Annotated in this window: 13 protein-coding genes; 1 reads left to right on the plus strand and 12 read right to left on the minus strand. The window is 69.6% G+C overall.

What is annotated here, in order from left to right:
* Nucleotide 1 precedes the first annotated feature (1 nt).
* The 5 genes from NV348_RS12430 to NV348_RS12450 all read right to left on the minus strand — a co-directional run bounded on the left by NV348_RS12430 (nt 2) and on the right by NV348_RS12450 (nt 5,561).
* Nucleotides 2-1,573 (minus strand): bifunctional uroporphyrinogen-III C-methyltransferase/uroporphyrinogen-III synthase, encoded by a 1,572-nt coding sequence (locus tag NV348_RS12430; protein ID WP_447147061.1) that lies wholly within the window; start codon nt 1,571-1,573, stop codon nt 2-4.
* A complete protein-coding gene (gene hemC / locus NV348_RS12435) occupies nt 1,570-2,640 on the minus strand; it encodes a hydroxymethylbilane synthase (RefSeq protein ID WP_447147062.1) in 1,071 nt (356 codons plus the stop codon). Before hemC ends, NV348_RS12430 begins: the two co-directional genes overlap by 4 nt.
* A complete protein-coding gene (locus NV348_RS12440; protein WP_447147063.1) occupies nt 2,637-4,112 on the minus strand; it encodes a glutamyl-tRNA reductase in 1,476 nt (491 codons plus the stop codon). The genes hemC and NV348_RS12440 overlap by 4 nt, the downstream gene beginning before the upstream one ends.
* Before the next feature lie 76 nt (nt 4,113-4,188).
* Complete coding sequence (locus NV348_RS12445; RefSeq protein ID WP_447147064.1) at nt 4,189-5,073, minus strand: redox-sensing transcriptional repressor Rex; 885 nt, start codon at nt 5,071-5,073, stop codon at nt 4,189-4,191.
* 206 nt (nt 5,074-5,279) lie between these two features.
* Nucleotides 5,280-5,561 (minus strand): glutaredoxin family protein, encoded by a 282-nt coding sequence (locus tag NV348_RS12450; protein ID WP_447147065.1) that lies wholly within the window; start codon nt 5,559-5,561, stop codon nt 5,280-5,282.
* 172 nt (nt 5,562-5,733) lie between these two features.
* On the opposite strand from NV348_RS12450, the gene NV348_RS12455 reads away from it, so the two are divergent.
* Entirely contained in the window at nt 5,734-6,675 is a 942-nt protein-coding gene (locus tag NV348_RS12455; protein ID WP_447151012.1) for an HAD family hydrolase, read from the plus strand.
* A 7-nt stretch (nt 6,676-6,682) separates the two neighbouring features.
* Here the strand turns inward: NV348_RS12455 and NV348_RS12460 are convergent, their stop codons facing one another.
* The 7 genes from NV348_RS12460 to NV348_RS12490 form a co-directional block, all read right to left on the minus strand.
* Entirely contained in the window at nt 6,683-7,699 is a 1,017-nt protein-coding gene (locus NV348_RS12460) for a lysophospholipid acyltransferase family protein (RefSeq protein ID WP_447147066.1), read from the minus strand.
* Entirely contained in the window at nt 7,696-8,730 is a 1,035-nt protein-coding gene (locus NV348_RS12465; protein ID WP_447147067.1) for an NAD-dependent epimerase/dehydratase family protein, read from the minus strand. The genes NV348_RS12460 and NV348_RS12465 overlap by 4 nt, the downstream gene beginning before the upstream one ends.
* Nucleotides 8,731-8,966: 236 nt before the next feature.
* Nucleotides 8,967-9,068 (minus strand): 30S ribosomal protein bS22, encoded by a 102-nt coding sequence (locus NV348_RS12470; RefSeq protein WP_003402602.1) that lies wholly within the window; start codon nt 9,066-9,068, stop codon nt 8,967-8,969.
* Between the two features lie 184 nt (nt 9,069-9,252).
* The gene (locus NV348_RS12475; protein WP_355273993.1) at nt 9,253-9,522 is read right to left on the minus strand and encodes a helix-turn-helix domain-containing protein; all 270 of its coding nucleotides are present in this window, start codon (nt 9,520-9,522) and stop codon (nt 9,253-9,255) included.
* A gap of 162 nt (nt 9,523-9,684) precedes the next feature.
* On the minus strand, nt 9,685-10,503 hold the full coding sequence (proC, locus tag NV348_RS12480; RefSeq protein ID WP_447147068.1) for a pyrroline-5-carboxylate reductase: 819 nt from the start codon (nt 10,501-10,503) through the stop codon (nt 9,685-9,687).
* Between the two features lie 28 nt (nt 10,504-10,531).
* Entirely contained in the window at nt 10,532-11,398 is an 867-nt protein-coding gene (locus NV348_RS12485; RefSeq protein WP_447147069.1) for a thioesterase family protein, read from the minus strand.
* A 90-nt stretch (nt 11,399-11,488) separates the two neighbouring features.
* The gene (locus NV348_RS12490; RefSeq protein WP_374104825.1) at nt 11,489-12,355 is read right to left on the minus strand and encodes a sugar phosphate isomerase/epimerase family protein; all 867 of its coding nucleotides are present in this window, start codon (nt 12,353-12,355) and stop codon (nt 11,489-11,491) included.
* Nucleotides 12,356-12,364: the final 9 nt, after the last annotated feature.

Consider the following 12,364-nt stretch of genomic DNA (forward strand, 5'->3'; position numbering starts at 1 on the left):
GCTAGCGGCTGCTGCTGCGGCGGCTCTTCTTGCGCGGCGGCGGCAGCAGACCCTCGGCGCGCAGACGCGAGGCGTGCTCGGCCAGCGCCTCCACCAGCGGGCCCACCTGCGCGGTCTCGGGCTGCACGTCCACGCGCAGACCGAACTCGATCGCGGTCTCGGCCGTCTTCGGGCCGATGCAGGCGACAATGGTGCGCGCGTGCGGCTTGCCCGCGATGCCGACCAGGTTGCGGACCGTGGAGGACGAGGTGAACAGGACCGCGTCGAAACCGCCGGTCTTGATCATCTCGCGGGTCTCCGCCGGCGGCGGCGACGCGCGCACGGTGCGATAGGCGGTGACGTCGTCGATCTCCCAGCCGCGCTCCCGCAGGCCCTCGGCGAGGGTCTCGGTGGCGATGTCGGCGCGGGGCAGCAGCACCCGGTTGACCGGGTCGAACACGTCGTCGTAGGGCGGGAAGTCGGCCAGCAGGCCCTCGGAGGACTGCTCACCGCTGGGCACCAGCTCGGGGTTGATGCCGAAGGAGCGCACCTTCTCCGCGGTGGCCTCGCCGACGCAGGCGATCTTCACACCGGAGAACGCCCGCGCGTCCAGGCCGAACTCGGCGAACTTCTCCCACACCGCGCGCACCGCGTTGGTGGAGGTGAACACCACCCACTGGTAGCGGCCGTCGACCAGGCCCTTCACCGCGCGCTCCATCTGCGCGGGGCTGCGCGGCGGCTCGACCGCGATGGTCGGCACCTCCATCGGGATGGCGCCGTGGGTCACCAGCCGCTCGCTCATCTCGCCGGCCTGGTCCTTGGTGCGCGGCACCAGCACGGTCCAGCCGTACAGGGCACGCGACTCCCACCACGACATCTTCGAGCGCTTGTCGACTTCCTTGCCGACCGTCACGACCAGCGGGCCGACCAGCTCGGAGGCCGCGTTGTTCAGCGTGGCCAGCGTGGCCTCGATGGTGCGCTGCTGCCGGGTGGTGCCACGTACGGTCACCGCGACCGGGGTCTGCGGGGCCAGCCCGTGCTCGACCAGCGCGCTCGCGGTCTCGGCCAGGTGGCCGGAGGTGGCGCTGAGCACCAGCGGACCGGGCGCGGCGGCCAGCGCCGCCCAATCGACCTCGCCGCGCACATCGGCCTCGGTGTGCCCGGAACCGAGGGCGATGCCGGCGTAGCTGGGAACCGCGGAGCCGTTGGGCAGGCCCGGCAGCACCTCGAACACCATGTGCGAGCGGGTGACGGCATTGACCTCTGTGATCACCGAATCGGTGGTCAGCGGATCACCGGCGACGACGCGCACCACGTCGTGGCCGTTGCGGGCCTCGGCGATCAGCGTCTTGGCCACCTCGGCGGGCTCGCCGAGCGCGGGCCGCACGTCGACCGGACGCTGGCCGTCCTCGGCCGCCGCCACACCGATGCCGATCAGGGCGAGCACGCCCTTGTCGACGTCGGGGTCGGTGAACGCCAGTGTCGCCCGCTCGAGCACCTCACGGGCGCGCACGGTCAGCAGGGCCGGGTCGCCGGGGCCGGATCCGACGAAAAGGATCCGCCCTGGTTGCTTCTTGGTGCCTCGGCTGCTCATCGGTTGTTCTCCATCGGGCTGGAATTGGTGAAGTCTGGGGCGGGAGTGTTCACCGCCTGTGTGGGGGAACCGACCTCCGGTTCCGGCTCGTCCGTGACGCTCAGCAGTGCGCGAGCGCCCAGATCCAGCAGTTCGCGCGCGAGCGTGCGGCCGAGCTCCTCGGCATCGGCGGGCGCGCCGACGATCGAAGCGCGCAGCACATCGGAACCGTCGATCGCGGCGGCACAGGCCCGCAGCGACAGTTCCTCGAAGATGCGACCGTCCTCGTCGATCGACTCGACGACCTCGGCGATCGCGCCGATCGGGGCGGTGCAGCCCGCCTCGAGCTCACCGAGCAGCGAACGCTCGGCCAGGATGGCGGCCCTGGTCGACGCGTCGTCCAGGCCGGTGAGGATCTCGATCAGTTCCGGGTCGTCGCTGCGGCACTCGACGGCGAGGGCACCCTGCGACGGCGCGGGCAGCATCTGCACCGGCTCGAGCGACTCGGTGATCGCGTCGGTCCGCTCGATCCGGGACAGGCCGGCGCGGGCGATGACGATGGCGTCGAGCTCGCCCTCACTCACCTTGCGCAGCCGGGAGTCGATGTTGCCGCGCAGGGGGACGATGTCAAGGCCGAGGCCGAGCGCGCGCAGCTGTGCGGCGCGGCGGGGCGCGGAGGTGCCGACCTTGGCGCCCGCGGGCAGCTCGCCGAGGACCAGGCCGTCGCGGGCGACCAGCGCGTCGCGGGGGTCCTCGCGGGGCGGGATGGCGGCGATGGTGAAGCGCGGGTCCTGCGCGGTGGGCAGATCCTTGTAGGAGTGCACCGCGATGTCGATGCCGCCGGCGGCGAGCTCGTCACGCAGCGCCGAGGTGAACACGCCGACGCCGATCTTCTGCACCGGATCCGACGACAGGTCGCCCGGAGTCTTGATGACGACCAGCTCGGCGGGCTGACCCGCGGCGATCAGCGCATCACGGATGGTGCCCGCCTGCGTCAGGGCGAGCAGGCTGCCGCGCGTGCCGATCCGCCACGGCGCACGAATGCTGCCTGCGGTCACGGTGTCCTCTTCCTGCACTGTCGTGGTCATGATGCGGTGTCCTCCTGCGCATGCCCGAGAGGCTCTGCGTGGTTACGCGGGCTGCCTCCTCCGGGCCTTGACTCGGTCATGCGGGACTGCCCGTCGCCGAGGTGTCCTGCGGTGAAGTCGTCGGCCAGCGCGGACTCCGCCGCAGCGACCTCCATGGGAGCGGCAACCGCTTGCACCGCACCGGGTTTCAGTTCGAACAGCTCACGCAGCGCCTCGGCGTAGCTGTCGCCGCCCGGCGTGGAAGCCAGCTGCTTGACGCGCACCGTCGGCGCGTGCAGCAGCTTGTCGACGACGCGGCGCACGGTGCGCGCCACCTCGTCGCGGGCCGGGTCGGCCAGATCGGGCAGCCGCGAATCCAGCCGCAGCAGTTCGGCTTCCACCACTTCGGCGGCCCGCTGCCGCAGCGCGGCCACCGTGGGGGTGACCTCCGCCATGCGTTGCCCGGCAAGGTATTTGGCGAGTTCGTCGGCGACGATCTGGCGTGCGGCGGCGGTGTCGTCGGCCGCGGCACCCGCGGCCGGATCGCGCTGCAGCGATTCGATGTCGATGACGGCGACGCCGGGCAGCCCGGCCACAGCGTGCTCCACGTCGCGCGGCAGGCCGAGGTCGCAGAAGACCAACGGCCGGTCGGCGGCTTCGGTACTGGCCCGGCCGGCGAGGGCACGGTGGGTGTCGGCCAGCGTGACGACCGCACCGACCGCGCCGGTACAGGTGATGACGACATCCGCGGCCGCCATCGCCTCGGTCAGCCGCGCCATCTCCAGCGCCTCGGCGTCGACGCCGTGCATGCTGCGCCCGGTTTCGGCGAGGCGCTGCGCGCGGTCGAGCGTGCGGTTGAGGACGACGATGCGGCCGATCCCGGCCCGCGACAGGTGCGCGACGGCCAGGCCGCCCATCGCACCGGCGCCGAGCACCACCGCGGTGCGACCGGCCAGATCGCCGACGACGCCGCGCGCCCGGTCCAGCGCCACCGAGACCACCGACGCGCCTGCCCGGTCGATCCCGGTCTCCGAGTGCACCCGCTTGCCGACCCGCAGCCCGTGCTGGGCCAGCTCGTGCAGGGTGCGCCCGACCGCCTGCTGCCCGTCGGCGCTGGCGTAGGCGCTGCGGATCTGGCTGAGCACCTGCTGCTCGCCGACGACCATCGAGTCCAGACCGCTGGCGACCGCGAACAGGTGCTCGGCGGCGGCTTCGCTGTAGCGCACGTAGGCGTGCCTGGTCAGATCGCCGAGCGGCAGCCCGGAATGCTTGGTGAGCAGTTCGCTGACCTCGCCGAGCCCGCCGTGGAAGGCGTCGACCACGGCGTAGACCTCGACGCGGTTGCAGGTGGAGACGATCATCGCCTCGGACACGTGGCTGGAGGCGAGCAGGCGGTCGACCAGCTTGGGACGGTCGGCTTCGCTGATCGCGACCTTCTCGAGCACCGAGACCGGTGCACTCCGATGAGAAATTCCGACGAGCAGGACACTCATGACCGCACCTCGCTTGCGCTCGGCGCCGTCATGCGCGTCCGCGCGCTGGCCTGCTGATTCGCTCGCTGGCGCTCGCTCATGGCGTGATCACCGATCCCTTGGTGCTTGGCTCCGTTGCCGAATGCGGGGTGGCTGTGTGTGGAGTGGCGGAGCGCGGCGCGGTGCGTCGCGTAGGCCTGCCGCGCGCCGGTTCGACCGGCGCGGGGTGCGTGAGGGTGGGATGGTTCTGCGCGGGCACCCGGCGCGCGATCCGTCCGGATCCGGCCTGGGCCACCTCGGGCAGGGCGGGCGCGTCGTTGCGAGCGGCGTCGAAGGAGAGCATCTGCAGCTCCATCGCCAGGTCGACGCGGCGGACCTCCACGTGGGCGGGTGCGCGAAGTTCACACGGGGCGAAGCTCAAGATCGACGGGAGCCCGGCGGCGACGAGCCGGTCACATACGTCCTGGGCGGCCTCGTCCGGTACGGCGAGGACCGCGATGGTCGGCGCGAGCGCCGGGATCTGCTCGGTGAGCTGGTCGACATCACGCACGACGAGACCGGCGTACGACTGGCCGATCACCGCGGAGCTGTTGTCGAAGATCCCGACCACGGTGAAGCCACGTACCCCGAAACCGCCGTAGCCGACCAGGGCGCGGCCCAGATTGCCCGCACCGATCAGCACCACCCGATGTCCCTGCGACAGACCGAGCACATCTTCGATCCTGGTGCGCAACTTGGCTACGTCATAGCCGACACCCCGCACACCGTTGGGTCCGAGGAAGGAAAGATCCTTGCGCAGCTTGGCCGAATTGACACCCGCCGCGACAGCCAGTTCCTCACTCGATACGATGGCTACACCCTCGTCGGCCAACCCGGCGAGAACCCGGAGATAGGTAGCAAGACGAGTCACCGTGGCCTGGGGGATATCCCTCTGAAGAGCCTTGCCGGAGACGCCGCCTGGCGTCTCATGCTGCTCTGTCACGTCGTCGGCTCCTCGTGCCGGGCCTGATCACGGTCCGGTTCCTGTCGTTCGTTCACCGGTGTGGGTCACTGCGTCGCGAGAGCGCGACCGGTGCCATGGGGGGCTGTACAAACCCGGTCACCGCCGCTGCTGGGCGCGGCGGTGCGGATTGCGTGCCACCACCGTAACCGCTTGTGCAGGCGTTCACAAAGTCGGTGAAATTGGCCTCATTTTCCGCCGCGACCAGCGAAACGGCTCAGGTCGGCCCGCAAACGTGGCTCGTCGACGTCGAAATAGCTGTGTTCACGGCCGTCCAACAAGACCACGGGCAGGCGATCGCCGTATTCTGCGCGGAGTCCGGGGTCGCTGACCGCGGCTTCGTCGACGTCGACGGTGTGCACCGGGAGACCGAAATCACCACAGATGGTCTCCAATTGCGCCAGTGCCGTGGTGCACAGGTAGCAACCGGCGCGCGTCAACAGGGTCACGGTGGGTGTGGGATTAGTCATGAGCCCTATTTAATCCCCGAGCCCGCCACGGCTTGTCGGTGAATCCGGTTACTGTGGACATGGTTCGCGCGACTAGCGGAGGGTACTGGTGCCGGAACGTTCGAAGGTGGCTAGGGCCGGATTCGTCGCAGGGCGATTCGGGGAGTTCCCTGCGCGGTGGCAGCCCAGCCGCCTGGGCCAGGAACTACAGGAGCAGTTCGCACGGCTGCCGCGCAGCCCGTTCGGGCCGAGCGAGGAGGAGCTGCGCGCCAATCTGGCCGGTGAGGCCAGCGCCGACGCCGCGCTCACCCTGCACGAGTCCGAACTCGCCGAACAGGGCGAGCCGACGGGACCGGAGGTACCCCGCGATCTGACGGCGGCGGCGTTCTTCGACGTCGACAACACCCTGGTCCAGGGCGCCTCGATCGTGCACTTCGCCCGCGGGCTGGCCGCCCGCAAGTACTTCAAGACCTCCGACCTGGTCGACGTCGCCTGGAAGCAGGTGAAGTTCCGGGTCACCGGCAAGGAGAACTCCTCCGACATGGCCTCGGGCCGGGAGAAGGCGCTCAGCTTCATCGCGGGCCGTCCGACCGCGGAGCTGGCCGCGCTCGGTGAGGAGATCTACGACGAGATCATCGCCGACAAGATCTGGCCCGGCACCCGCGCGCTCGCCCAGATGCACCTGGACGCGGGCCAGCAGGTGTGGCTGGTCACCGCGACGCCGGTGGAACTGGCCAACGTCATCGCCAAGCGCCTCGGGCTCACCGGCGCGCTGGGCACAGTGGCCGAGAGTGTCGACGGGAAGTTCACCGGCCGCCTGGTCGGCGACATCCTGCACGGCCTCGGCAAGGCGCACGCGGTGCGCACCCTGGCCGTCCGCGAGGGCCTCAACCTCAAGCGCTGCACGGCCTACTCCGACAGCCACAACGACGTGCCGATGCTCTCGCTGGTCGGCACCGCGGTGGCGATCAACCCCGACTCCGACCTGCGTGAGGTCGCCAAGAACCGGGGCTGGGAGATCCGTGACTTCCGCACCGGCCGCAAGGCCGCCAAGATCGGCGTGCCCACCGCGCTCGCGCTGGGCGCGGCGGGCGGTGCCGTCGCGGCGGCGGTCGCCCGCCACCGGGAGCACTGAGTGCCCGCTACCCCAGGACGGGGTTGCGGCGCTTTGCCAGCAGTTTGTAGAGGGTCTGCTGGATGGTCTCGCGGACCTGGTCGGTGACCTCGAACATCGTCATCGGGTCGTCGGCCTCTTCCGGCGCGTAGGCCGTGGTGGCGATCGGCTCGCCGAATTCGATGTACCACTTCGAGGGCAGCGGGATCGCGCCCAGCGGGCCCAGGTGCGGGAACAGCGGGGTCACCGGGAAGTACGGCAGGCCGAGCAGGCGGGCCAGCGGCTTGATATCGGCCAGCTTCGGGTAGATCTCCTCCGAGCCGACGATCGAGCACGGGATGATCGGCACCCCGGTGCGCACGGCGGCCGAGACGAACCCGCCGCGACCGAAGCGCTGCAGCTTGTAGCGATCGGCGTAGTTCTTGCCGACACCCTTGAAGCCCTCGGGGAACACACCCGCGATCTGGCCGGAGCGCAGCAGCCGCTCGGCGTCGGGGGGGCAGGCCAGGGTGTGCCCGGCCTTGCGGGCCAGCGCGCCGACCAGCGGCAGCTCGAAGACCAGGTCGGCGGCCAGCAGCCGCAGCGCTCGGTGGCTCGGGTGCTTGTCGTGGATGGCCAGCTGCAGCATCAGCCCGTCGAGCGGGACGGTGCCCGCGTGATTGGCGACGATCAGCGCGCCACCGGTGGCCGGGATGTTCTCGATGCCGGCGACCTCGACCCGGAACCAGAAGTCCGACAGCGGTCGCAGCGCCGGCAGGATGACCGACTCGAGCAGGTGCTCGTCGAGGCCGAACTCGTCGATCGAGTAGTCGCCGGTGAGCCGGCGCCGGGCGAACTCCGCGGCGTTCTCGATCTGGCCCGCGACGGCGTCGCGGACGATGTCGGACAGGGTCTTGGGTGGCCGGGTCGGCATGCCCGGTCTGCGTTCACTCAGCGAGGTGACCGGGGTGGCCTGCATCGGCTGGTCCGGCCAGCGTCGCGCCTGCGGTCGTTGTCGGGTCTCGACATTCACGTCGAGACGAATGACTTTCGCTCCCTCGTTCATGTATGCGCTCCCGAATCGGCCCCGATGAGGCCGAGCAGTTTGGTTTCCGCGGCGTCGATCCAAGCCGGATCGAAGACGGGCCGCAACGCTGCGCCCGCGATGAAGTCGTCGAATGCCTGGACCGTGGTCCAGCGGGGGGTGAAACCGAGTTCGGTCCGCATGCGGGTCGTATCGAGCCCGCAACCGAAGTAGAAGTAGTCGGGTTGTTCACCACTGAATCCGCGCATGACCGGGCCCATCAGCGTGCGCCCGACAGTGCGGAAAACGAAGAACGGCACCGGCGCGACAATGCGCCCGGCCCTGCGGATCGCCTGGGACATGGCCAGTGCGCCATCGCCCGCGATATTCACTGTACCGCCATGTGCCCGAAAGGCCGCATGCACCAGAACGGCGACCGCGTCTTCTTCGTGCAGCAATTGCAGCCTGGCGTCGCGCCCGAGCACGGTGGGGGTGATCGGCGAACGCAGATATTGCACGCCGCGATCGGCCAGCCGAGGACCCACGATCGGCGCGAAACGCAGAATCGAGGCGGAAATATCGGGCCTGCGTCGCGCCATTCCGCGGACCAGCGCCTCGATATCGATCATGTCGCGCGCAAACCAACCGGCCGGTGGGGTACGCGCGCCCATTTCCTCGGTGAATTTCGCCGGGTCCTTGGCGCTGCAGCCGTACACCGCCGAGGACGACCTGACGACAACGCGCCGCACCGACGGCGCCTTCTGACACACGGCGAGCAACTGCATCGTGCCGAGGACGTTGAGATCCTTCATCACCGCGCGACCACCACCGGCGGGCGGACGGGTGAGCACGGCCGCGTGCACGACGGTATCGACGTCGTTGCCCTCGACGACCTTGCGGATCAGTGGATTCCTGATGTCGGCGCGCACGAACTCGGCGCTGCCCATGCGACGGCGGAGCTCCCGGCTGGGGGTCATCGTGTCGACCGCGATCACGCGCTCGACACCCGGTTCCGCGGCGAGCCTGGACGCGACATTGCCACCGAAGAAGCGGCTGGCTCCGGTCACCAGCACTACCTTCGGTACGTGTCGTTCCCGTGTATCGGAACTCGGACCTGGCCCCACTCAAAGCCCCCTGCTTCTCATGTTTTCCCGCGTACCAGAGTAGCCGCATTCGTGCCACCCACCGACACGATCAACAAGCTTTTAACGAGGTCGACTCGTCAGCGCATGGTGAGATTCACAAACCTGATCTTTTCAAAACGCGAGCCCGCCACCTCGAAGGTGACGGGCTCGCGTGGCACGCAGGCTTACTTGCCGAGTTTGCGCCGCTGCACACGCGTGCGGCGAAGCAGCTTGCGGTGCTTCTTCTTCGACATACGCTTGCGGCGCTTCTTGATCACAGAACCCATAGGGTTTCCTCGCGTTTCTCTACTCGGCATACACACGCGGTGTCGCGTGCGTCGTCTGGTGTCCGCGCCGCCGGGGCGCACCGGACACCACGAAGCGGTGCCACCGGCAGGCGGACACGAACCGAGGGTTCATGCTACCGGGACACCCGAGCAGCGACGAAACCGCCCTTGTGGCCGACCTGGGTCAGCCGGCGTCGAAGTACGACGTCTCCAGGTAGTCGTGCACCGCCTTCGCATGCACCCGGAACGAGCGGCCGACCCGCACCGCGGGCAGTTCACCCGAGTGGACGAGTCGATACACCGTCATCTTCGACACCCGCATGAGATCGGCGACTTCGGCGACGGTGAGAAACTGTGTGCCACCGCCGATCACCGGTTGTCCCTGCGTGGAGCCGACCCGCGGACTCGGGGAACCCGATCCGCCGCCCGACGCCGGTGAATTGCTTGCAGACATTCTGTTCGCAGACATCATGGCACCATTGACCTCCGGCACGTCCGCGCCGCCGGCTTCCCCACCGGCGGAACAGACACGCACGTGCTTCTACGAGCTTAGCGGGACCAGTGGGATTACTGCGACGGGTGTGAGAAATCGGTTTTCATCCCGGGTACCCGATCGTCATTCGTTCGACGCGCCCTGTTCCGCGGAGCGTTGCTTGGAGGCGTGTAGCGCCTCGATGAACGCCGAGCGCAACGCGCCGCGCTCGAGCACCCGCAGCGCCGCCGCCGTCGTGCCACCGGGCGAGGTGACCGCGGCCCGCAGATCGACCGCGTTCTGCCCGGTCTCGTCCAGCAGCGCCGCCGAGCCGATCATGGTCTGCACGACCAGCTGGGTGGCCACATCACGCGTCAGCCCCAGGCTCACGCCGGCATCGATCATCGCCTCGACGACGAGGAAGAAATACGCCGGCCCGGAACCCGACACCGCGGTGACCGCGTCCATCTGCGATTCGGCCACCGTCACCACCTTACCCACGGCCTCGAGCATCTCGCCGACGAGCTCGAGCTGCTCGGCGTCGGCGTAGCGGCCCGGCGCGAGCACGCTCATGCCCTGCCCGACCAGCATCGGGGTGTTCGACATAACCCGCACGACCGGGAAGCCTGCGGGCAGTTTGGACTCGAGCCGCGCGGTCGTGACGCCCGCGGCCAGCGACACCAGCACCTGCTCGCTGCCGGTGTCGAGATCGGCCTTGGACAGATCGGTCAGCACCGAGTCGACAACGCCCGGCTTGACCGCGACGACGACGATGTCGGCCCCGACGACCGCCTCGACGACCGAGCCGCTCACCCGCACCTTGAACCGCTCGGCGAGCTGCGCGGCGCGCGCGGCGACCGGCTCGACCACGACCAGATCCTTGGTCGCCCGGCCGGACTCCAGCAATCCGGCGACCAGCGCCTCACCGATCCGACCGCCACCGACTACCGCAATTCTCGTCATGGAATCAAGGTTAGTGGTGCGGCACCCCTCAGCGCGCCGCCGGGATCAAGGCCAGTTGGCGACTCTGCGCGACGACGGCACCGGTGGAGTCGATGACCAGCTGGTCCTCGTCGAACATGCGCTCACCGACCTCACGGGCGGTCGCGATGACGCGCAGCCAGCCGGGGGCGGGGATGCGGCGCAGGTAGGTGGTCATCTGGACGGTCGGCGACCAGCCGAACTGCCCCAGGTTGATCGGCACCGGCGGGCTCATGTCGGCGGCCATCATGGCGAAGGCGGCGCGCACGCGCGGGTCGGTCTCGTCGCCGTCGAGCGGGCGGATCCACAGCCGCGCACGGGGCGCGCCGGTCTCGCCGCGGGCGAAGTCGGCCCACGTGGCGTCGAGGTAGACCCTGGCCACCTCGCCGACGTGCACGATCTTGCCCATCGGCGAATCGGGGGTGTACTCGAGCGCGGTGGCGTCGGGCTCGGCGGGCATGTCGGTGCCGGTGTCGCTCCAGCGGGTGCCATCGACGTCGAGGTGGCCGAAGGTGAAGGCGGTACGCACGAGGGTGCGGCCGTGCTGGATCAGCTCCGCGTCGGCGAGGCAGATCTGGCGGCCCTGCTTGCGGAGGCGGACCGCGTATTCGACCTCGCCGGGCTCGGGGGCGCCGAGGAAGTCGGAGCTGGCCGCGATCGGCGCCATCTGCGCGAGCGAGGCGTCGGTCTCGGTGAGCCAGCGGGTGGCCGCGGCCGCGCTGGCGGCGACCATGGTGCCGCCGTGCACCTTGGGACCGATGGTCCAGGCGGGCGCGATGATGCCGACGTAGCGTCCGGTGTCGGCGTCGGTGGTGGGGAGCTCGGTCAGGTCGACGACCTGGCCGAACGGCGCGTCGGTCGCGAGTTCTCGCGTCATCGTCACTCCTGGTCGCGGTTCACTGCAGTTCGTACAGCGTACAAGCATGCTATGCAAGGCACCATACTTCGGCGGTGTGACATAACCGGCTCAGGTGAGGTCGGCGTGGGTGGCGCCGGTGAGATGCCTGCGCGCGAAGTCGAGCGTGCGGCCGAGCAGGGCCGAGCGTTCGGCGGTGGTGCGCGCGGTCTGGGTGTTGATCTCGGCGACCGCGTGCCCGGTGAAACCGGTGTGCACCAGATGCTCACACAGCTGCGCGCACGGCTGGGTGCCGTCACCGGGGACCAGGTGCTCGTCGTGGGCGGCACCGCGGCCGTCGGCCAGATGCAGGTGCACCAGGCCCTCGCCCATCCGCCGGGCCAGTTCGAGCGCGTCGGCGCCCGCGGTCGCGGTGTGCGAGAGATCGAGGGTGTAATGCTCGAAGCCGATATCGGTCGGATCGAACGACGGGCTGAACGCGCTCACCGCGGGACCCGGCCCGGAGCGGCGTTCGAGCCTGCGCACCGCACCCTCGCGGAACAAGGTGTCGGCCCGCATCGGGAACATGTTCTCCACCGCGACCTTGACCGGGTAACTCGCCTCCAGCTCACCGACCTGGTCGGCGAAACCCTTGGCGTAGCGGCGCTGCCAGCGGAACGGCGGATGCACCACCACGGTATCGGCGTCGAGCGCCTGCGCGGTGCGCACGCTGCGCTCCAGCTTGGCCACCGGGTCGGCGCCCCAGACCCGTTGGGAGATCAGCAGACACGGCGCGTGCACGGCCAGCACCGGAACGCCGTAGCGCTTGACGTAGGACTGCACGGTCGCGATGTCCTGGCTGGCCGGTTCAGCCCACACCATCAATTCCACACCGTCGTAACCCAATTCGGCCGCGTAGCGAAACGCCGCCTGGGTGTTCTCCGGATACACCGACGCCGTCGAGAGCCCGATTCCGATATCCGCCCGCGCGTTCCCCACAGCCCACTC

The organism is Nocardia fodinahabitans, assembly GCF_052983615.1.